General features: G+C 49.5%; 20 protein-coding genes. 3 read left to right on the plus strand and 17 right to left on the minus strand.

The features are described from left to right. Window position 1: 1 nt before the first annotated feature. Window positions 2-799, plus strand: a complete 798-nt coding sequence (locus DWX00_RS07325; protein ID WP_055265489.1) for an urease accessory protein UreD — start codon at window positions 2-4, stop codon at window positions 797-799. Window positions 800-952: 153 nt separating this feature from the next. Continuing rightward, a complete protein-coding gene (locus tag DWX00_RS07330; protein ID WP_118594939.1) occupies window positions 953-2,323 on the plus strand; it encodes an MATE family efflux transporter in 1,371 nt (456 codons plus the stop codon). 80 nt (window positions 2,324-2,403) lie between these two features. Here the strand turns inward: DWX00_RS07330 and DWX00_RS07335 are convergent, their stop codons facing one another. Both DWX00_RS07335 and DWX00_RS07340 read right to left on the minus strand, forming a co-directional pair. Further along, window positions 2,404-3,195, minus strand: coding sequence for a DUF3169 family protein (locus DWX00_RS07335; protein WP_118594940.1), 792 nt, complete (start codon window positions 3,193-3,195; stop codon window positions 2,404-2,406). Beyond that, entirely contained in the window at window positions 3,192-3,401 is a 210-nt protein-coding gene (locus DWX00_RS07340) for a helix-turn-helix transcriptional regulator (protein ID WP_022462940.1), read from the minus strand. The genes DWX00_RS07335 and DWX00_RS07340 overlap by 4 nt, the downstream gene beginning before the upstream one ends. 215 nt (window positions 3,402-3,616) lie before the next feature. Between DWX00_RS07340 and DWX00_RS07345 the strand changes: the two genes are divergently transcribed. After that, complete coding sequence (locus DWX00_RS07345; RefSeq protein ID WP_118594941.1) at window positions 3,617-4,582, plus strand: NYN domain-containing protein; 966 nt, start codon at window positions 3,617-3,619, stop codon at window positions 4,580-4,582. Window positions 4,583-4,721: 139 nt separating this feature from the next. On the opposite strand, the gene DWX00_RS07350 is transcribed toward DWX00_RS07345, so the two are convergent. From DWX00_RS07350 to glgB, 15 genes are all read right to left on the minus strand, one after another. After that, entirely contained in the window at window positions 4,722-5,156 is a 435-nt protein-coding gene (locus DWX00_RS07350; protein ID WP_022462938.1) for a dUTP diphosphatase, read from the minus strand. Window positions 5,157-5,183: 27 nt separating this feature from the next. Beyond that, complete coding sequence (gene nrdG, locus DWX00_RS07355; RefSeq protein WP_055228610.1) at window positions 5,184-5,678, minus strand: anaerobic ribonucleoside-triphosphate reductase activating protein; 495 nt, start codon at window positions 5,676-5,678, stop codon at window positions 5,184-5,186. Between the two features lie 100 nt (window positions 5,679-5,778). Further along, on the minus strand, window positions 5,779-7,875 hold the full coding sequence (locus DWX00_RS07360) for a polyribonucleotide nucleotidyltransferase (protein ID WP_118594942.1): 2,097 nt from the start codon (window positions 7,873-7,875) through the stop codon (window positions 5,779-5,781). Window positions 7,876-8,127: 252 nt separating this feature from the next. Further along, window positions 8,128-8,394 (minus strand): 30S ribosomal protein S15, encoded by a 267-nt coding sequence (gene rpsO, locus DWX00_RS07365; RefSeq protein ID WP_022462935.1) that lies wholly within the window; start codon window positions 8,392-8,394, stop codon window positions 8,128-8,130. A gap of 286 nt (window positions 8,395-8,680) precedes the next feature. Then, window positions 8,681-9,616, minus strand: coding sequence for a bifunctional riboflavin kinase/FAD synthetase (locus DWX00_RS07370; RefSeq protein ID WP_055265450.1), 936 nt, complete (start codon window positions 9,614-9,616; stop codon window positions 8,681-8,683). Beyond that, the gene (gene truB, locus DWX00_RS07375) at window positions 9,613-10,539 is read right to left on the minus strand and encodes a tRNA pseudouridine(55) synthase TruB (protein ID WP_117760891.1); all 927 of its coding nucleotides are present in this window, start codon (window positions 10,537-10,539) and stop codon (window positions 9,613-9,615) included. Before truB ends, DWX00_RS07370 begins: the two co-directional genes overlap by 4 nt. Window positions 10,540-10,611: 72 nt before the next feature. Further along, window positions 10,612-11,595, minus strand: a complete 984-nt coding sequence (locus DWX00_RS07380; RefSeq protein WP_117760940.1) for a DHH family phosphoesterase — start codon at window positions 11,593-11,595, stop codon at window positions 10,612-10,614. Then, on the minus strand, window positions 11,582-11,968 hold the full coding sequence (gene rbfA, locus DWX00_RS07385; RefSeq protein WP_022462931.1) for a 30S ribosome-binding factor RbfA: 387 nt from the start codon (window positions 11,966-11,968) through the stop codon (window positions 11,582-11,584). Before rbfA ends, DWX00_RS07380 begins: the two co-directional genes overlap by 14 nt. Before the next feature lie 15 nt (window positions 11,969-11,983). Continuing rightward, the gene (gene infB, locus DWX00_RS07390) at window positions 11,984-14,593 is read right to left on the minus strand and encodes a translation initiation factor IF-2 (protein ID WP_334291847.1); all 2,610 of its coding nucleotides are present in this window, start codon (window positions 14,591-14,593) and stop codon (window positions 11,984-11,986) included. Window positions 14,594-14,688: 95 nt separating this feature from the next. Beyond that, a complete protein-coding gene (locus tag DWX00_RS07395) occupies window positions 14,689-15,000 on the minus strand; it encodes a L7Ae/L30e/S12e/Gadd45 family ribosomal protein (protein ID WP_055221524.1) in 312 nt (103 codons plus the stop codon). Then, a complete protein-coding gene (gene rnpM, locus DWX00_RS07400; protein ID WP_022462929.1) occupies window positions 14,984-15,262 on the minus strand; it encodes an RNase P modulator RnpM in 279 nt (92 codons plus the stop codon). The genes DWX00_RS07395 and rnpM overlap by 17 nt, the downstream gene beginning before the upstream one ends. Before the next feature lie 30 nt (window positions 15,263-15,292). After that, window positions 15,293-16,474, minus strand: a complete 1,182-nt coding sequence (gene nusA / locus DWX00_RS07405) for a transcription termination factor NusA (RefSeq protein ID WP_117509187.1) — start codon at window positions 16,472-16,474, stop codon at window positions 15,293-15,295. A 31-nt stretch (window positions 16,475-16,505) separates the two neighbouring features. Then, window positions 16,506-16,973, minus strand: coding sequence for a ribosome maturation factor RimP (gene rimP / locus DWX00_RS07410; protein ID WP_022462927.1), 468 nt, complete (start codon window positions 16,971-16,973; stop codon window positions 16,506-16,508). 166 nt (window positions 16,974-17,139) lie between these two features. Further along, a complete protein-coding gene (locus tag DWX00_RS07415; protein WP_055265441.1) occupies window positions 17,140-18,012 on the minus strand; it encodes a mechanosensitive ion channel family protein in 873 nt (290 codons plus the stop codon). A gap of 3 nt (window positions 18,013-18,015) precedes the next feature. Continuing rightward, window positions 18,016-20,730, minus strand: coding sequence for a 1,4-alpha-glucan branching protein GlgB (gene glgB, locus DWX00_RS07420; protein ID WP_117509417.1), 2,715 nt, complete (start codon window positions 20,728-20,730; stop codon window positions 18,016-18,018). Window positions 20,731-20,739 lie beyond the last annotated feature (9 nt).

Consider the following 20,739-nt stretch of genomic DNA (forward strand, 5'->3'; position numbering starts at 1 on the left):
TATGGAAAACAAATTCGGAAAAATTTCCCGCATCACGGCCTGCGCGGCGTTAAAAAACGGAAAGACGATTCTCGAGGACCTCTCCTTTACGGCGCCGTACAAGATTATGGCTCCGTTTGAAAAAGAGAACGGCGGAATCCAGATCATGCCTCTCTGTGCCTCCGCGGGTATTATGGAAGGGGATTCACAGGAATTTTCTTACCATGTAAAAGAGGGGGCGGATCTCGAGGTCCTGTCGCAGTCGTTTGAGAAGATCCACAAAATGGACGAGGGATCGGCATCCCGCACAATTTCTGTTCAGGTTGATCCGCACGCGGTACTTTACTACTATCCGCAGCCCGTCATTCCGTTTGCACAGTCTTCTTTTACGAGTACAATGACGATTCATCTGGCAGACGAGACATCCCGCCTGTTTCTGCTGGAAATCATCTCCTGCGGACGGAATGCGCACGAAGAGCGGTTCCAGTACCGCCGCTTTGCCTCAAAGGTACAGATTTTCCGCGGTCAAAAGCTGATCTACCGCGACAACACCTGCTATCTGCCCGATCAGATGCCGATGGAAGGGATTGGTATGTACGAGGGATACACGCATATGGCGAACCTTTTTCTCTCACGGACAGAATACGCGGATACGCTTCTCAATGAAATCCGGGAAATTCTTGACGGCGATCCGGAAATCGACGGCGGCGCAACGACGCTCTCCGGCGGCGATCTTGCTGTTCGGATTTTCGGACACCGTGCGCAGAAGCTGCAGCAGACGGCGGAAAAAATCAAAACTGTGTATGAAAAACTTCTATAAAAACAGACTGGAAAATTTCTGATTTCAATCAATCAAAAATTACCGGAAAAATGTCAAAATAAGGTATGACAACCTCTTTGGAATGTGATAAAATAACTTTCGTTTTAAGCGAAGATAAAACTTATTTTACCATCATTTCGAGGAGGTTTTTTCATGGAAAGAGATATGACAAAGGGCAGTCCGCTACCGGTCATTCTGCGGTTTACGCTGCCGCTGATTATCGGAAATATTTTCCAGCAGCTCTACAACATGGCAGACACGATTATCGTTGGCCGATATGTCGGAGCGGATGCACTGGCTGCAGTTGGTTCTACGGGAACGATTATGTTCCTGGTGCTTGGATTTGCGCAGGGCATCACAGCAGGCTTTACGGTTCTGACATCGCAACGGTTCGGTGCAAAGGATACGCGCGGAGTAAAGCGAAGTGTGGCAAACGGCATTCTACTGGCTCTCCTTTTCACGGTTGTCCTGACGTTCTTCAGCATGATCTCCATGCGGCCGCTGCTGCATCTCATGAACACACCGGAAAATATTTTTCAGGACGCTTATTCCTATATTATGATTATCTGCGGTGGCCTGATCGCTACGATTTTTTACAATCTGCTTTCCTCCTATCTGCGTGCAGTAGGAAACAGCCAGACTCCGCTGATGTTCCTGATTTTTTCGGCTGTATTAAATGTTCTTCTGGATCTGCTTCTCATCATTCGTTTTAAAATGGGCGTTGCGGGAGCCGGATATGCAACCGTTTTCTCCCAGGGAATTTCTGCTGTGCTCTGTCTTTTTTATATTTATCGCTCCATGCCGGATATGTGGCCGGAAAAACACCACTGGAAGCTTCATGCGGCAGATTCCCGCCATCAGCTCTCGATGGGCATTCCGATGGCACTCCAGTTTGCCATCACCGCATCCGGTACAATGATTATGCAGGCTGCCATTAACCTGTTCGGCTCGGAGGCGGTTGCCGCTTTTACGGCGGCCTGTAAGCTGCAGAATCTGGTCACACAGGGCTTTTCCGCAATGGGACAGACGATGGCAACCTACAGCGGGCAAAATTTCGGAAAGGGCGATATTCCACGGATTAAAAAGGGAGTTCGCGCTGCACTTCTGACTTCCATCACGTATTCGATCGCAGCCGCTGCTCTCGTCTTCCTTCTTCTGAAGCCATGTCTTTCCCTCTTCTTCTCGGGTGATGTCGATATGGCCGCCATGATGCCATGGGCAAAGACTTATTCCTATATGTGTGCTCTTTTTTATGTACCGCTCTGCACCATCTTTATTTTCCGAAATGCAATGCAGGGTTGCGGCTACGGCTTTCTGCCTATGATGGGCGGTGTTTCTGAACTCTTTGCGCGCCTTATTGTAGCTGTGATTGCCATAAAAGTCATCAGCTATCCGCTCGCCTGCTTCTGTGACCCGGCAGCCTGGGTGACGGCAGCTGTCTTTACCGGTGTTTCGTATCTGTTTGTCATGAAGGATATCGACAAAAAGTATGATTCAAAGACATCGACGGCTCCGATCAGCTGACATTTTTCATACCAAACGCAAAACTGCGCGGAATGCACGATTCTGAAATGCATTCCACGCAGTTTTTTGTATTTACAGGATTACAGATTCAGTTTTGCTTTCTGCAGACTTACACAGGAACGATGATATGTGAGTGTCATCGTCAGATAAATGACGCCCACGACAATGACTGCGAGAATACCGGTATGGAACACCAGATGCAGGATCATCGTCGCACACAGCAGGATCTGAATCATCTTGCCCAGCGCCATATAGGCCTTATAGGCACTCTGATATACCATCTCTTTTTCTGCCTCATCGCAACTTGCCATCCAGTCTTTCTGGAAGTTTTTTGAGTTCATATCGCCTCTCTTCTCCGGGTGAGCTGCCTGAACCATTTTTACATAACGCATCTGATAATAGCCATAGAGAAAGAAGTTGATACAAAACAGAGCACAGGTTGCCAGGAATCCGGCGAGCTCTTTTCCCGATGCTTCTTCCAGCCAGGAACGGGAAAAGGTAAATGTCAGCACGATGATATCGCAGACCTGCGAAATCACATTGCAGTTCATCAGCATCGCGCCGTATTTCTCTTCTTCATAGCTTAAGACTTCGTACTGTTCATCCTCTGCTTCTTCGAGATGCTTCATCGTATCTTTTAATTTCCGGCTGTAAAATTCCATCAGGACAATGCTTACAACGAAAATTACCGCAATGATCGGCAGTGCCAGCGGGCGGACCAGATCGCTCAGATCACTCATGCCATTTTTCACTCCGAACGTCATAAAAATTCCGACAAAAAAACCGCAGACTCCGCCGATTCCCAGATAAATCAGCATCCGTTTCATCAACTTTCCGTAGGAATTTGGTTTGTTCCCCTGTTTTTCTTTCATGATTCATCCTCCTCATATTGAAAAATATCTTCTACTTTTACTTCACAGATTTTTGCAAGTTTTAACGCCAGTGTCACCGACGGTGAATAATCTCCCCGCTCGATCAGGCTGATGGTCTGTCTCGATACTCCCGCCATTTTTCCAAGGTCGGTCTGGTTGATGCCGAGCTTCGAACGGTACTCTTTTAACTGATTGTACAGCGGCATCGCAGCATCTCCTTTCTTGTCACGTTTTTTAGATGAGCTCTCTTTTTGACAACTTTTCTTGTCATCCACTACTCTACCATTGACAACTTTATTTGTCAATACTTTTGACAAGTTTTTTTGTCATTTCAAACTCCCGGTTGATTTGTGGGCTGAAATGTACTAAACTAGAGGTATCTATTTTCGTAACTATTCAAGCCGCAGAAAGGACAGAATCTATGGAACAGAAAGACAGCCGGTTTGCCGTATTGATCGATGCGGACAATGTTTCCCCGAAATACATCAAATATATCCTGGACGAGGTTTCGGACCAGGGCGTCGCTACTTACAAGAGAATCTACGGGGACTGGACCGATATCTCGAAGAAAAGCTGGAAGGAGCAGCTCTTACGCTACTCGATCAACCCGATCCAGCAGTACAGCAATACGAACGGAAAGAACTCGACTGACTCCGCGATGATCATCGATGCGATGGACATTCTCTATTCCGGAAATGTGGAGGGCTTCTGCCTGGTCTCCTCGGATTCCGACTTTACGAAGCTGGCACAGCGGCTGCGCGAATCTGGAATGTTCGTGCTCGGTATGGGTGAGCAGAAGACTCCATCGTCGTTCCGTGTGGCGTGTGATGCCTTTAAAATTCTTGAGGTGATCTCCCAGAACGAGGACGATATCTCCCCTGCGATTACCGCTGTCTCGGAAAATCCGGCGCGCTACGGCACTTCTCAGGACGAAACCCCTTCCATTACAAGCAAGGCAGAAATCGAGCGGACGGTTTCCCGTGTACTGACAGAGAACAATGATCACGGAAAAAATACGACACTTAGTGAGATCGGCAGTATCCTGCAGAAGAAATTCTCAGAGTTTGACGTTCGAAATTACGGTTATTCCAAACTTTCCACGTTTCTAGAAAGCATGAACGATATCGAAGTGCTGAAAACCGGTCATAATTACCTCGTAAAGGAACGCCAGAACACCGTATCGCGCCAGCAGATCGAAAAATGTATCACGGATCTGATCTGCTCCAACGGAGGCCATATCGACAACCTCAGCATTATTCACGATGCCCTGCGGAACCGTTTCCCGGGCTTCGATGTGAAGCAGTATGGGTATAGCAGGATTTCAAGTTTTATCAACAGTTTCAAAAAATTCAAAATCACAAACAATACGGTACAGATGAAACAATAGCATTCAAAACATAAACCAGATTCGCCGGATCCGGATCGTGTTTGATATACCATGTACATGTTTGGTGTGCCCGCAACAAAAAGCCCCCGGAAATGTCAGATTTTCTGACACCCGGAGGCTCTTTTTATTTCGTCTGTTGTTATCTTTTTCCGGTACTTCCGATTCCGCCGCGGTCCTCGCCGTTTAAGTGGTCAACTTCTTCAAAGCCGATGGTCGGCTGGTGTTTCTCGATGCGGAACTGGCAGATGCGGTCATTCACATGAATCACGGTGTCGCGCAGGGCATACGCCGGCATGTAGAACCAGTCGTTCGGTCCGCAGTAGCTCTCGTCGATGATACCGCAGTGGTTCGTCTGGATAATACCGAAGTTCTTGAAGGTGCTGCTTCTCGGCACAATATGCGCCTCGTAGCCCTCCGGCAGCTGCATGGCAACGCCGAGGTGGATCAGTTTGAATTCTCCGGCCTTTAACTCTACTTCTTCTGCCGCGCGCAGGTCGATCCAGTCAGACTTTCCGTCGATATAGCGCAGGCGCTCAATTTCATCGTTTAAATACTGAATTTTAATGGTTTCCATAAAGCGTCTCCTTTTCTTTTTGCGTGACTACTTTTCGCCGAACAGTACGACTTCGCCGCGTGCTCTCGTCTTTTTCACATCAATGACTCTCTGATTCGGGCTGCCCTTCCATTCCAAGGTAACGTCCCTCTGGGCAAGAATAAAGCGACCGTCCACAACCACGTCCGTGTAATCCATCAGTTCCAGATCACAGACGGATTCCCACTCATATCCGGTATAAACCCAGATATCTTTTTTCGGATATCTTTCCTTGATCTCTTTTGCCAGAGCCGTCACATCCGCCCGGTTTGCCTCATACAGCGGATCTCCGCCGGAGAAGGTGATGCCGGAAATGTAGTCCTTGTCCAGCTGTTCAAAAATTTCTGCCTTTGCCGCGTCATCAAACGGGATGCCGCCATTTGGATCCCAGGTAATCGGATTCTGACATCCCTTGCAGTGATGACCGCATCCGGCGACCCAGAGCACGACGCGCAGGCCGTCTCCGTTCAGCATATCGTCTTTCGTTATATTATGGTATCTCATAGCTTTCACTCCTATTGGACATAAGAAAACACAGAAAAACGAACCGTTTTACAGATCCCTTTTTCTGTGTTCCCCGCTCTTTATCGTCTGGCAGATCTATTTATTTCGCGTCTGCCGGAACATCCTTGATACTGAAGCTTACACGGCCCATTTTATCTTTGCCCATGCAGACTACTTTTACAACATCGCCAAGGCTGACAACGTCTTCTACTTTCTCAACACGCTGTTTGGCGAGCTTGGAGATGTGTACCAGACCTTCTTTTCCAGGTGCGAACTCAAGGAAAGCACCGAAGTCTTTGATGCTGACAACTTTTCCGGTCAGGATCTGTCCCTCGGTAAAGTCGCTTGCGATGATCTCGATATATTTCTTTGCCTGATCCATCATAGCCTGCTCGGTTCCGCAGATGGAAACTGCACCGTCGTCTGTGATGTCGATCTTTACGCCGGTCTCATCGATGATGGCGTTGATGGTCTTTCCTCTCTGGCCGACAACTTCACCGATCTTCTGCGGGTCGATCATCATCTGGATGATCTTCGGAGCGAACTCGCCGACCGTCTTACGCGGCTCTGCGATCGCTTTCTCCATAACCTCGGTCAGGATGTACTCTCTTGCCTGTTTCGTTCTGGCAATCGCCTCTTCTACGATCTGACGGGTCAGTCCATGGATCTTGATATCCATCTGGATTGCAGTGATTCCGTCGTGGGTACCAGCTACCTTAAAGTCCATGTCACCGAAGAAGTCTTCGAGACCCTGGATATCGGTCAGTACGAGGTAATCATCATCGGTCTCGCCTGTTACCAGACCGCAGGAGATACCTGCAACCGGTTTTTTGATCGGTACACCGGCAGCCATCAGAGACATGGTGGATGCACAGATACTTGCCTGGGAAGTAGAACCGTTAGACTCGAAGGTCTCGGATACGGTACGGATTGCGTACGGGAACTCTTCCTCGGTCGGAAGTACCGGAACCAGGGCACGTTCTGCCAGAGCACCATGGCCGATCTCACGGCGTCCCGGTCCGCGGGACGGTTTTGTCTCACCTACAGAGTAGGATGGGAAGTTGTACTGATGCATGTAACGTTTGGAGGTCTCGAACTCATCCAGTCCGTCCAGCTTCTGTGCTTCGGAAAGCGGAGCCAGTGTTGTTACGTTGCAGATCTGAGTCTGTCCACGGGTGAACATAGCGGAACCATGAACACGCGGGATAATGTCAATCTCTGCTGCCAGAGGACGGATTTCTGTGATCGCACGGCCGTCCGGACGTTTGTGGTCTTTTAAGATCATCTTACGAACGGTCTTTTTCTGATACTGGTAAACAGCCTCGCCTAATACTGCCAGCCACTCTTCGTTGTCGGCAAATGCCTCCTCGAGTTTCTCGGTGATGACGCGGATGTTTTCTTCTCTTGTCTGTTTATCATCGCTGAAAACAGCCTCTTCCATCTCTGCCGGAGGAACGATCTCTTTGATCGCTGCAAACAGCTCTTCCGGAATAGCGCAGCTCTCATAAGCGTGTTTCGGTTTTCCAACCTCTGCTACGATACTGTCGATGAATTTGATGATTTCCTGGTTTACTTCGTGTGCTTTGTAGATGGCGTCAATCATTTTTGCTTCCGGAATCTCTTTTGCTCCGGCTTCGATCATGATGACTTTCTCTCTGGTGGAAGCTACGGTCAGTTTCAGGTCGGATACGGCTTTCTGTGCGAGAGTCGGGTTTACGATGAACTCGCCGTCGATCATACCGATCTGAGTCATGGCACACGGACCGTCAAACGGGATGTCGGAAATGCAGGTTGCGATTGCGGAACCCAGCATTGCGACTACTTCCGGATCACACTCCGGATCTACGGACATTACCATGTTGTTTAATGTAACATCGTTGCGGTAATCTTTTGGGAACAGCGGACGCATCGGACGGTCAATGACACGGCTGGTCAGAATTGCGTGCTCGCTTGCTTTTCCTTCTCTTTTGTTGAATCCGCCCGGGATTTTTCCAACGGCGTACATCTTCTCTTCGTACTCAACGCTTAATGGGAAGAAGTCGATGCCGTCACGCGGTTTCTCAGATGCAGTTGCTGTAGAAAGAACTACAGTATCGCCATAATGCATAAATGCTGCGCCGTTTGCCTGTTTTGCTACACGGCCTACGTCTACGGTCAGGGTTCTGCCTGCCAGTTCCATAGAAAAACTCTTGTACATAAATAATCTCCTTTTTTTCTTCTGAGCAGAATTTCCGAAACAACTGAAAAGCACACCGGAATACGGACAGGATACAGCTTTTCAATGTGTTTTTCAGTGGTCTCGGATAAAATTCCTGCACCTCCAGAACCTGCCACTGGCAGCTTCTTACGGATGCAATGCAGCTCAGAATGGCTCCATGTCGTTTGCGTCTTTGATCTTACAAGCAAAGAAACGGGCGGAAAATGTATCCCGCCCGTTGTTCCAAGCTGATTATTTTCTGATTCCTAACTTCTCGATTAAAGCACGGTATCTTTCAATATCAGTTTTCTTTAAGTAGTCAAGCAGACCACGTCTCTGACCAACCATTTTCAGAAGACCTCTTCTGGAGTGATGATCTTTGTGGTGAACTTTCAGATGCTCAGTGAGCTCCTCGATTCTTGCGGTAAGAACAGCTACCTGTACTTCCGGTGATCCTGTATCTCCCTCAGTTCTTGCATACTCTTTGATGATTGCCTGTTTTTTTTCTTTCGAAATCATTTTAAATTCCTCCTGTTATTTTGATTGCACCGCTGACTAAGAAGTGGTCGGAGTGTCCTGCCTCTGAATCAGGGTCCGGGGATCTTTTTTGTCCCGCATACTCGATTAGTATAGCATACGCTTTTCGAATTGTAAATACTAAAATCAGATGTTTTCGCGATGAATTTTCACGTAGTTACAGTTCTCCGAACTGTAACTTTCGCAGCTCTCATTTTAAGTTTTGCTTCGCAAAAGGAGAGCTGCTCACACCTGAATCACTTTCTTACGCAGCGAAACAGCGAGTGTTTCACTGCTGAGCGAACTTTTTTTCTACATATTTTTTTCCTGCCGCAACATCATGATCGAGCTGGTTTTTCAGCGCGTCGATCGAAGCAAATTTCTGCTCCGGGCGCAGGAATTTTAACAGAGAAACCTCCGCCTGTTTTCCATAGAGATCCTCGCTGCAGTCAAAAAGATTCGTCTCCACGCCGGTAAATTTTTCCTGTACCGTCGGCTTAACACCGATGTTTGTGATACCGTAATAAATTTTTCCTTCGATTTTCACCTCGGAAACGTAGACGCCGAACGGCGGAAGCAGCTTTTCTGCCGGCGGGATCTGATTGATGGTCGGCACGCCGATCGTTCTGCCGAGTGCATGACCGTGGACAATCTCGCCGTGAACCGCGTAATCGTAGCCGAGCAGACCGCTCACGGCTTCCATATTGCCCTGTTCCAGCTCTTCCCGTGCCCAGGTGCTGCTGATCTCGCGGCCGTTTTCCTCTGCTTTTTCGATGATCTCGGTTTCAAAACCAAGGGACGGGCCCATTTCTTTCAGCATTTCGGCTGTGCCGCTTCTCTTGTAGCCAAAACCGAAATCCTTTCCCACAACAACTTTTTTCGCGTGCAGCTTATCCACCAGAATCTCTTTGATAAAGGCTTCCGGCGTCATGTGCATCACTTCATCCACAAACGGGCATTCCACAAGGCAGTCCATGCCAAGCTGTTCGAGGCGGGCTCTTCTCTCCTCATTCGTCAGCAGCTGATGCGGCTTGACATGCTGCACTTTCGACTGCGGCGGCACGTCAAACGTAAACACAACCGTTTCCAGTCCTTCCGTTCTGCCGATTGCAAGGACACGACGGATCAGAAGCATATGCCCCCGGTGGAGGCCGTCAAATTTTCCCAGGGTTACAACGCTGTCCCCTCTGCTGTCAAAATCCAGTGTTTTTGTTAGATATCTCATGTTCTCTCCAGAAATAACTTGACCGGTCTGGTTAAGTTTTGTGATGGTCTGTATTGATAAATACCGACAAACGTTCCGCCATCGAGATAAAGGCGGAACTCCTCGTCTTCTGCGAAGTCCCCGCCGGAAGCAGTTTCCCCGATTTCGCGGATCTGCGCCGGTTTCAGCGGATTTCCGTTTTCCGCAAGCTTTTTCGCATGATCGTCCGCTGTCGCAAAGCTGCGCAGCGCGGCAAACATTTCATCGACCGGCACGAGGATCTCCGAAAGGCGGCCCTCACCGACAATCGCTGCGATCTCGTCAAGCGTGTGCGCTCCGTTTCGGTCAAACTGGCCGACTCTCGTGCGGATCAGCTGCTCCATACATCCGTGGCAGCCCAGTTTTTCGCCGATATCGTGGCACAGGGTGCGGATATACGTTCCCTTCGAACACGTTACCTCCATGCGCACCAGCGGAAGCTTCACTTCCAGAATGCTGATCTCGTAAAAGTGCACCGTGCGGGCCTTCCTCTCGATCTCGATGCCTTCCCGCGCCAGCTCGTAGAGTTTCTTTCCATTAACCTTCAGCGCGGAATACATCGGCGGCACCTGCTGCTGCTCCCCGACAAACGAGGCGATGCAGTCCCGCACCTCTTCTTCCGTCACGGTCACCGGCGCTTCTGCTGTCACGGTTCCGCTCATGTCCTGCGTATCCGTTGCGATTCCAAGGTGAAGCAGCGCTTCATACGTCTTCGTTTCATCGGTCAGCATATCGCAGAGACGCGTTCCCTTTCCAATGCAGACCGGAAGCACGCCCGTCGCATCCGGGTCTAGGGTTCCGGTGTGGCCGATTTTTTTCTGGTGCAGGATGCCGCGCAGCTTCCCAACCACGTCATGCGACGTAAATCCCGCCTCTTTCCATACGTTCAGAACTCCGTTTATCATGTTGTTTTGTCTCCCTCTTTTTCACAAGAAAACCGGGCGTGGATATATTTTCTGCGCCCGGCTGTTTCCTGTTTATGCTTCTTCCTCTGTCGTCTCTTCTTCCTCTTCTGCAAGAAGCTGTTTTTCGATATACAGAGTCAGATTGTTGATTACATCATACGGAGAACCTGACATCGTGCAGCCAGCCGCACGGATATGGCCGCCGCCGCCGAATACGGCTGCGATTTTGCTCACATCAACCAGCTCGTCGGAGCGGAGGCTTACTTTGAAGACCTGCGGCTCCAGCTCATACAGGAAGATCGCTACGTGAACGCCTTCTGTATTTTTTAACTGGCTGACAATGCCGTCCATATCTCCCGTTGTCAGGCCATAGAAGTCCATGACCTTCTTCCGCACGATACCGACAATACACTGCTTGTCGAGAAGCATGATGCTCTCTGTCAGCGTGCGTCCCATAATCTGGTTCTGTACGTATGTTTTCTTGAAGAATGCATCCTCGATGATTCTGGTAAACGGAACTCCCTTTTCCATCAGAGCGGCCGCAACCCGCATCGTGTGCGGAGAGGTGCTGCTGTACTGGAATACGCCGGAATCGGTCACAATACCGGTGTACAGCGCCTCGGCGCACGGCTCGGAGATCTTTTCTTCCTCCAGAAGCCCGAACAGCACCTCGCAGGCAGAGCTTGCATCCGGCTCTACGTGATTGATTTCGCAATATTCTGTATTCGTCACATGGTGATCGATGCAGATCGTCTTTCCCGCTTTTGCAAGAAGCGGTGCGGCAACGCCGATGCGCTCCTCGCTGGATACATCCAGAAGGACCACAAGGTCGTACGCTTTCTCTTCACAGCTTGTCTTTACCTCAGAAAAGCCCGGAAGATAGGAAAATTCCGGCCGTGGATCCTCAAGATAGACATCTGCCTGAATCTCCGGCCGATTGTCGCGAAGATACTGGTATAATCCCAGGCAGGAACCGATGCAGTCACCGTCCGGACGAACGTGTCCGGCGATGGCCATGCAGGAGACTCCGTTTAGAATTTCATCAATTTTCTTCATTTTCCTCATCCTTTTTGTCTTCTTTGTGTGTTACTTCATCAATCAGTTTCGACATCGTAACGCCATATTCAATCGACTCATCCAGGACAAAGGTCAGCTCCGGTGTATTGCGGAGGTTAATGGTCTTGGCCAGCATACGGCGGATGAAGCCCTCCGCGCTCTTTAAGCCGCGGATGGTTTCTTTCTTCGCCTCATCATCGCCAAACACACTGATATATACTTTACACGTCTTCAGATCCGGCGCTACCTCTGCCGCTGTGACAGAGGTCATCATTCCGATGCGCGGATCCTTGATCTCGTTCCGGATGATGTTGGAAAGCTCTTTCTGTACTTCCCCGTTGATCCTGGTGTTTTTAATACTGTTTTTTCTCAACTTAATTCCTCATTTCTATCTCGGCACTTCTACCATGATATAAGCCTCGACCTGATCGAACTCCTGAAGATCGTTGAATCCTTCAAATACAAGACCGCACTCATAGCCGGAGCGCACTTCTTTGACATCGTCTTTGAAACGTTTGAGGGATGCCAGATTTCCTTCGAAGATCTGGTTTCCTTCGCGGCTGATTCGAACTTTGCAGCCTCTCTGGAACGTTCCGTCCAGTACATAGCTTCCGGCGATCGTTCCGACACCGGATGCCTTGAAGAGCTGACGTACCTCGGCATGGCCGATAACTTTCTCTTCGTAAACCGGCTCAAGCATACCCTTCATGGCTGCCTCAACATCCTCAATTGCCTGGTAGATGACACGGTACAGACGGATGTCTACGCCGTTCTGCTCTGCCATGGATTTTGCGTTCGCATCCGGGCGTACGTTAAATCCGATAATGATGGCGGAAGATGCGGTTGCCAGCATAACGTCGGACTCGTTGATCGCACCGACACCGCCGTGGATGACGCGTACGGCAACTTCCTCGTTGGAGAGTTTGACAAGACTCTGTTTTACTGCCTCGACAGATCCCTGTACATCGGCTTTGACAACAAGTGCCAGTTCTTTTAAGTTACCCTCCTGAATCTGGTTGAACAGATCATCCAGGGACATCTTCGCTTTTGTCTCCTCAAGCAGGTTCTTCTTGTTCTCTGCCACGAAGGTTGCTGCGAAGTTCTTTGCTTCTTTATCGTTATCGGTCTGAACGAGGATCTCTCCTGCGTTCGGAACATCGGAAAGTCCGAGAATCTCAACCGGAGTAGACGGGCCTGCCTCTTTGACGCGGCGTCCCTTATCATCCATCATCGCACGGACTTTACCGGAGCATGCGCCTGCTGCGATGTAATCGCCGACATGCAGGGTACCTTTCTGTACCAGAATGGTAGCAACCGGTCCTTTTCCTTTATCCAGCTCAGCCTCGATGACAAGACCTCTTGCTTTCCGGTTCGGGTTTGCTTTCAGCTCGAGCACTTCGGAAGTCAGAAGGATCATCTCAAGCAGATCGTCGATACCTTCGTTGTTCTTTGCAGATACCGGAACGAATACGGTGCTTCCGCCCCAGTCCTCCGGAATCAGTTCGTACTCGGAGAGCTCCTGTTTTACACGCTCTACGTTTGCGCCTGGTTTATCGATCTTATTGATCGCAACGATGATCTCAACGCCGGCTGCTTTTGCATGGTTGATTGCCTCAACGGTCTGCGGCATCACACCGTCGTCTGCTGCGACAACGAGAATGGCGATATCCGTTGCATTGGCTCCACGCATACGCATAGCGGTGAATGCCTCATGTCCCGGGGTATCGAGGAACGTAATCTTCTGTTTGTTGATCGAAACGGTGTATGCACCGATGTGCTGGGTAATACCGCCAGCCTCGCGGTCGGTGACATGGGTGTTCCGGATGCAGTCCAGAAGAGATGTTTTACCGTGGTCAACGTGTCCCATAACGCAGACTACCGGCGGACGCGGAACCATGTCTTTTTCATCCTCTTCGTCCTCTTTTAAGAGCTCTTCGATCACATCGACTTTCTCTTCCGGCTCAGCGATGATGTTATAATCAAGCGCGATTTCCTGTGCTTTTTCGAAATCGATCTCATGGTTTACGGTAACCATCGTTCCTTCCATGAACAGTTTCTTTACGATGACTGCCGGCTGCATTTTCATCTTCTCAGCCAGCTCGCGGATGGTCATTTTCTCCGGCAGGGTAATCTCCTTTACCTCGTCCTTCGGAGCTTCCTGTTTCGGTTTGTTGACTGGTTTCTGGAGCGCTTTCGGGAGTCTGGACTGCTGATGATGTCCCTGGTTCGGACGGTTTCCGCCTCTTCCTCTGTCTTCACTGAATTTATTTTCTCTTAAAGAATCTTTGTTTTTGTCTTTTTCTTTTCTTCCTGTATCACGGCCTGGCTTCTTGATGCCAAGGCTCATTGTATCGCCTGCAGAGCTCTTATGCTCGGTTCTGCGGCGGTCTCCTCCCGGACGGCGGTTCTGATTCTGGGAATCATCATCCTTTCCTGCGAACGGTCTTCCGCCATTATTTCCCGGTCTGCCTCCGTTTGGACGTGCGGAACGCTCACCGAATGGTCTTCCGCTTCTCTCACCGTTTCCACTTCTTCCGCCGTTATTGCGGTCTCCTCCCGGACGGTCTCCGCTGCGGTTCGGGCGGTCTCCATTGTTTCCGCCGAAGCGGCGTTCTCCCTGCGGACGGTCTCCGCTGCGGTTCGGGCGGTCTCCGTTATTGTTGAAGCGGCGCTCTCCCTGCGGACGGTCTCCATTGCGGTTCGGACGGTCTCCGTTATTGTTGAAACGGCGCTCTCCCTGCGGACGGTCTCCATTGCGGTTCGGACGATCTCCATTTCCGCCGTTTCCGTTTCCACGGTTCGGACGGTCCTCGCTTCTTCCGTTTCCATTGCGGTTTCCTTCCGGACGGCCGTTTCCGCGGGACGGACGGTCTTTTTTCTGTCCCTGGTTCTTTGTGAACTCTTTTGCTTCTTTACTTGTTGCGTTCTGCGGACGCACAACGGAAATAATTTTCTTTTTCTTCGGTTTTGCCTGCTCTTCCGGTTTCTTCATTTCCATATTTTCTGTATCTTTCTTTTCCAATGATCTTTTCTCCTCTTTCTGCGGTTTTCGTGTTTCCTGCATCCATCCACCGACCTTTCCGGCCTTACGCCTTACGCTTCTGCCAACAATGCTGCTATTTTTTCTGCAAAATGCGCTTCACATACGGCAAGGGAAGAACGGTATTCTCTTCCGATGGCTCTTCCAAGCTGCTCTTTGTCCCCAAAAAGAATGCATGGCACTTTATAGTATGCACACATATTGCGAAATTTCTTCTGTGTATTGGCCGACGCCGTTTCCGCCAGAATGACAAGGTATGCGCTGCCGCTCTTTACGGCCTGCTCGGTCGCAAATTCGCCGCTCGATACCTTACCCGCCTTCATGGCAAGGCCCAGCATGGATAATCCTTTACTTTGACTGTTCAATCTTCGCAAATGCCTCCTTTAACTGCTCATAAACCTCTGATGGAATTTCTGCCTTCAGAGAACGGGAAAGTCCTTTGTTTTTCATTGCTTTCCCAAGACATTCCAGAGAGCAGACATAAGCACCGCGTCCGTTCATTCTTCCGGTTGTGTCCGGAACAATCGTTCCTTCGGTGGTTTTCACCACGCGGATCATTTCTTTTTTGTTTTTCATTTCATTGCAGCCAATGCATTTACGCAGCGGCACTTTACGAACTGTACTCAAATGCTCATCCCGCCTTTGTTTTTATTTTAATTACTCTTCGTCTCCGGCTTTCTCTGCTGTTTCTACATCATTCTCGTCGAAGTTTTCTTCTGCAGAGATGGTTTCCTCCTCTGCTGCGGACTCATCGTAATTGTCCTCTTCCTCGTATTCCTCTTCTACGTAGTCGAAGTCTCCTGCCTCGCGTGCCTGGGTCTCGCTCTTAATGTCGATCTTGAATCCGGTCAGACGTGCGGCAAGTCTTGCGTTCTGTCCCTCTTTACCGATGGCAAGGGAAAGCTGGTAATCCGGAACGATTACTTTTGCGGTCTTCTCCTCCGGGTCTGCCATAACGGAGATAACTTTTGCCGGGCTCAGTGCGTTCTCGATCAGGAGTGCCGGGTTCTCATCCCATGTGATGATGTCGATCTTCTCGCCGTTCAGCTCGTTGACAACCGCGTTGACACGGCTTCCGTTCATACCGACGCATGCGCCGACTGCATCGACATTCGGATCGTTGGACCATACTGCCATTTTCGTACGGCTTCCCGCCTCACGGGCAATGCTCTTGATCTCTACGATGCCTTCCGCAACCTCGGAAACCTCAGACTCAAAGAGACGTTTTACGAGTTCCGGATGGGTACGGGATACCATAACCTTCGGTCCCTTGGTTGTATTCTTTACTTCCAGAACGTATACTTTCACACGCTGGGTCGGCTCAAATTTCTCGCCTTTGACCTGCTCGTTCTCGGTCAGCAGAGCGTCTACTTTACCGAGGTTGATGCTGACGTTGCGTCCCACATAGCGCTGTACCACACCGGTAACCACATCGTGCTCTTTCTCGAAGTACTGATCAAACAGAACTTTACGCTCTTCCTCACGGATCTTCTGAAGAATGACGTTTTTGGCATTCTGGGTTGCAATACGGCCGAACTCTTTGGATTTGATTTCTACCGGAACGATATCGCCGAGTTCATAGCGGGAGTCTGCACGTTTTGCATCGGAAAGGGCGATCTCCATGATCGGATCCTGTACCAGATCAACAACGGTTTTCTCTGCTACGACTTTGAAATCACCAGTCTGGGCGTTAATGCTTACCTTTACATTATCTGCTTTGCCAAAATGGTTTTTACAGGCCTGGATCAGCGACTGCTCAATTGCCTCAAGCAGGGTATCTTTGCTGATATTCTTCTCTTTCTCAAGAACTTCAAGGGCCTCCATTAATTCTGTATTCATTTTTCTCTTTTCCTCCTGTATCTGCGTCTGTTTAGAAATCAAATGCTAAACGGATCAATGCAATATCGCTTTTCTGGAAGACGCGCTCTGTTCCGTCCTCCTCCAAAATGGTCACACTGTTATCATCATATGCGGTGAGTATTCCGTAAAATTCCCGGTTTCTCTCGATCGCACGGTATGTCCGGATTTCCAGCTCTTTTCCCATGCTTCTCTTATAGTCTTTCTCTTTTTTCAGCGGACGTCCAAGGCCCGGGGAGCTGACCTCCATGATATAGGCGTCATCGATAAAGTCCTCTGCGTCCAGCCGGTCAGAAAATGCACGGCTGACGATTTCGCAGTCATCCACGGTAATTCCGCCTTCTTTGTCGATGTAAGCACGCAGGTACCAGGTACCGCCCTCTTTGACATACTCCACATCCACCAGTTCAAAACCATTGGCTTCTACAATCGGAGTGATCAGTTCTTCTGCCTTCTGTTCGTATTCTTCTCTTCTGCTCAAATCCTCACCACCTTTTTGATTCAGGGAAACTTTCGAAAAATTCTTTCATTTCCCTGTACACAAGAAAGAGTGGACGAAATCGTCCACTCCTTAACAGTCACTTATTAACAACTTTACTATAGCACCTTTTCCGTGCAATTGCAAGGGTTAATTTTCAAAATATCCTTTATTTATCGCCTTTTCCGGCTTTTTTGTTCGCCGGTTCCGGGCAGATGTGGACATCGAGCTGGTTATACGGGATGGAAATTCCCGCCGCGTCAAACTCTTCTTTGATGCGCTCATTCATTTTCCATTTGACCGGCCAGTAATTTTCCGTTGCGACCCAGGCGCGGAGACCGACCGTAATCGCGCTCTCGCCCAGCTCATCTACGAAAAACTGCTGTTCCTCCGACTGAAAATGCGGTTCCTCCTCAACGAGGCGGCGCAGGATGTCCTTCGCTTTTTTGATATCGGACTCATAAGAAATGCCGACTTTGATCTCCAGCTTTCTCCGGTCCATCGCCGTCACGTTGATGATGGTGTGGTTCGTCAGATTAGCGTTCGGGATCATGATGGTACGGTTGTCGATGCTGTTGATTGTCGTATAATACATCTCAATCTTCTTAACCGTTCCCTCCTGACCTTCGCCCGGAAAAATGATGTAGTCACCGACCTTAAATGGCTTCAGCAGCAGAATCATCACCCCGCCTGCAAAGTTCGAGAGACCGCCCTGCAATGCCAGGGATACGGCAACGCCGGCGGAGGCGATAGCTGCTGCGATCGACGCTTCGGATACGATACCGAGCTGAACGATAATGGTCAGCACCAGCAGCGTGTTCAGACTGTATTTCACCATGGAAACGGTGAAACTGACCACCGCCTCCTCCGTGTGAAAACGCCGCATGTTTTTCCGGATCAGACCACAGAGCCACAGGATCAGTTTGCGTGCAACCAGAAACAGAATTACTGCAAACACGATCTTCAGCACCAGATCGGCAGCCGAAGAGGCCTTGTCGATCCAGTATTCATAGACGCGTTCCGCCGCTGTCAGATTCACCATGTGTTATCTCTCCTCTGTCTCGAATTTTCTCTGCAGCTCCTCGCCGAGTTCACTCATGCCTGTGCTTTTTTTCGTTTTTGTCTCTGGTTTTGCCTCTGATTTTGTTTCCGGCTTTGTTTCCGGCTTTGTAGCCGGCTTCTTTTCCGGATCGGCGGCTGCGCGGTATTTTTCCACAGCTTTTGCTGCCTCTGCCGCTGCAGATTTTCCGGCTTTCACCAGCTTGTCCACCGTCTGCTCTACCGTTTTCACCGGTTTGCTGTCGATCGCCTGCTTTACGGCTTTCTCCACCTTCTCTGTCGCAGTCGTAGTTCCCTGCTTTTTCTCTGCGGTTTTCACCGTTTTTTCCGATACCTTTTTCTCTGCTTTTTGGGCAGTCTTTGTTGTTTTCTTTGCTTTTACTGCTTTTACTGCTTCTTCCGTTTTTCCAGCCGGTTTTCCCTTCTTTCCGGTTTTCTTCTCTGCTGCCGCTTTCGCTGCAGTTTTTGCCTTTGCGCTCTTATTGCTTGCAGCGCCCGTCTCCGGCTTCGTATAAGAAAATACCTGAACAGAAAGCGGTGCGAGTTTTACGGTAATCGAGTTTTTCCGCTCGTCGCACTCTGTTTTTTTCGACATTTTCACGCGTGGATTTCCGACGCCTGTTCCGCCATAGCTTTCCGCATCGCTGTTGAACATCTCTTTGTACTTTCCTGGATACGGCACACCAATGCGGAAATCATCGTACTCGACATTCGAGAAGTTGCATACGACAAGCAGCGTATCTTCTTTCTTCCTTGTTCTGCGAAGGAAGATCAGAAGATTCTTTTCCCACTCCATGCCATTGATCCACTCAAAGCCCTCCGGCTTTTCGTCAAGCTGATACAGTGCCGGATTTGCCTTGTAAAACGCATGCAGTGCTGCCATATAGTTCTTTAACTGCAGATGTTCCTTGTCCTCAAGAAGCTCCCAGGACAGGGACTGTTTCTCATTCCACTCTTTTTCCTGTCCAAATTCCTGTCCCATAAACAGAAGCTTCTTTCCGGGATGCACCATCTGATAAGCGTACGCCAGACGAAGATTTGCCATTTTCTGCTCCGGTGTACCCGGCATTTTGGTATACATAGACCCTTTCAGGTGAACCACTTCATCGTGCGACAGACTCAGCATGAATTTCTCCGAGTATGCATATACCATAGAAAAAGTCAGCTGATCGTGATGTGCCCCGCGGTATACCGGATCGTTTTTCATATATTCCGTAAAATCATTCATCCAGCCCATGTTCCACTTGTAGTCGAAGCCAAGTCCTTCATCGTCGAGTTCTCCCGTCACCTTCGGCCATGCGGTCGATTCCTCTGCGATAAGAAGCGCATCCGGGAACTCTTTTTTGAAGATGGAGTTCAGATGTTTTAAAAATTCGATTGCCTCAAGGTTCTCATTTCCGCCGTAGATATTTGCGACCCACTCCCCGTCCTGCTTGCCATAATCAAGATACAGCATCGATGCAACCGCATCCATACGGATTCCGTCGGCATGGTACTCTTTTGCCCAGAAAAGCGCATTGGCGATCAGGAAGTTCTTTACTTCCGGTCTGCCGTAATTGTAAATCAGCGTGCCCCAGTGTGGATGGGATCCCTGTCTCGGGTCAAAATGCTCGTACAGACACGTTCCATCAAACGCAGAAAGTCCGAAGGTATCGCGCGGGAAGTGTGCCGGTACCCAGTCGAGAATAACACCAATGTCGTTCTGGTGCATCGTATCCATAAAATAGCGGAAGTCATCCGGCGTTCCGTATCGTGCTGTCGGTGCGTAATAGCCCGTTACCTGATACCCCCAGGACTCGTCAAGAGGATGCTCCATCACTGGCATCAGTTCTACATGGGTGTAGCCGAGCTCTTTGACGTAAGAAGCCAGCATCGGAGCGATCTCACGGTAGTTATAAAATTCACGGCCATCGTCCGGTTTTTTCCAGGAGCCAAGATGCACTTCATAAACAGAAATCGGCGCTTTGTCGCCCTGTGTGACACCACGCTTCTTCATCCAGTTCTCATCCTGCCAGGCATATTTTCCAAGATCAACCACAACACTCGCATTGTTCGGACGCAGCTGTGCTGCATTCGCGTATGGATCCGATTTCAGATACGTCAGACCGCCCTTTGCCTTAATTTCATATTTATAGATGTCGCCCGCGCGAACACCGGGGATAAAGAGTTCATAGATCCCGGACTCCAGAAGATTCATCTGATATGCTCTTCCGTCCCAGTTATTGAAATCCCCGACAACGCTGACACGGATCGCATTCGGTGCCCAGACAGCGAAGTAAACACCACTGATACCATCGATCTTTACCGGGTGTGCACCCAGCTTCTCATAGATGGAATAGCAGATGCCGTTTTCAAACTGTTTCTGTTCCTGCTCGGTGAACTGCATCGGATAGGCATACGGATCGTAATGCTCCATCTGGTTTCCGTCGCCGTCCCAGTAGATCAGCGTATAGGACGGAATTTTCTTTCCCGGAAGCAGCACAGCGAAAAATCCCGCCTCATCCTCGCAAACCATCTCGGTCTGTTTTCCGTCGCGGATCGTATGTACGGCTGCACGGGTTGCACCCGGGAAAAACGCCTGAATCAAAATACCATCCTCCGTTACGCGCGGTCCCAAGATGTCTCTTGGATGATTTTCCTCAGAATAGACCACGGCTTCTATTTCCGCCCAATCCATATAATCGTATAATTTTTCTTCCATTTTCAAAAT

The organism is Blautia sp. AF17-9LB (assembly GCF_003479185.1).
GTDB lineage: Bacteria > Bacillota > Clostridia > Lachnospirales > Lachnospiraceae > Fusicatenibacter > Fusicatenibacter saccharivorans.

Excerpts from the sequence above, each read along its gene's own strand:
- DWX00_RS07415 (WP_055265441.1), bottom strand. The coding sequence starts at position 18,012 with ATGGTGAATCTGACAGCGGCGGAACGCGTCTATGAATACTGGATCGAC.
- DWX00_RS07350 (WP_022462938.1), bottom strand. The coding sequence starts at position 5,156 with ATGGAAACCATTAAAATTCAGTATTTAAACGATGAAATTGAGCGCCTG.
- glgB (WP_117509417.1), bottom strand. The coding sequence starts at position 20,730 with ATGGAAGAAAAATTATACGATTATATGGATTGGGCGGAAATAGAAGCC.
- truB (WP_117760891.1), bottom strand. The coding sequence starts at position 10,539 with ATGATAAACGGAGTTCTGAACGTATGGAAAGAGGCGGGATTTACGTCG.
- DWX00_RS07340 (WP_022462940.1), bottom strand. The coding sequence starts at position 3,401 with ATGCCGCTGTACAATCAGTTAAAAGAGTACCGTTCGAAGCTCGGCATC.
- infB (WP_334291847.1), bottom strand. The coding sequence starts at position 14,593 with ATGGAAATGAAGAAACCGGAAGAGCAGGCAAAACCGAAGAAAAAGAAA.
- DWX00_RS07360 (WP_118594942.1), bottom strand. The coding sequence starts at position 7,875 with ATGTACAAGAGTTTTTCTATGGAACTGGCAGGCAGAACCCTGACCGTA.
- DWX00_RS07330 (WP_118594939.1), top strand. The coding sequence starts at position 953 with ATGGAAAGAGATATGACAAAGGGCAGTCCGCTACCGGTCATTCTGCGG.
- nrdG (WP_055228610.1), bottom strand. The coding sequence starts at position 5,678 with ATGAGATACCATAATATAACGAAAGACGATATGCTGAACGGAGACGGC.
- DWX00_RS07325 (WP_055265489.1), top strand. The coding sequence starts at position 2 with ATGGAAAACAAATTCGGAAAAATTTCCCGCATCACGGCCTGCGCGGCG.
- nusA (WP_117509187.1), bottom strand. The coding sequence starts at position 16,474 with ATGAATACAGAATTAATGGAGGCCCTTGAAGTTCTTGAGAAAGAGAAG.
- DWX00_RS07380 (WP_117760940.1), bottom strand. The coding sequence starts at position 11,595 with ATGAAGAAAATTGATGAAATTCTAAACGGAGTCTCCTGCATGGCCATC.
- rpsO (WP_022462935.1), bottom strand. The coding sequence starts at position 8,394 with ATGATTTCGAAAGAAAAAAAACAGGCAATCATCAAAGAGTATGCAAGA.
- DWX00_RS07370 (WP_055265450.1), bottom strand. The coding sequence starts at position 9,616 with ATGAGATATCTAACAAAAACACTGGATTTTGACAGCAGAGGGGACAGC.
- DWX00_RS07345 (WP_118594941.1), top strand. The coding sequence starts at position 3,617 with ATGGAACAGAAAGACAGCCGGTTTGCCGTATTGATCGATGCGGACAAT.
- DWX00_RS07335 (WP_118594940.1), bottom strand. The coding sequence starts at position 3,195 with ATGAAAGAAAAACAGGGGAACAAACCAAATTCCTACGGAAAGTTGATG.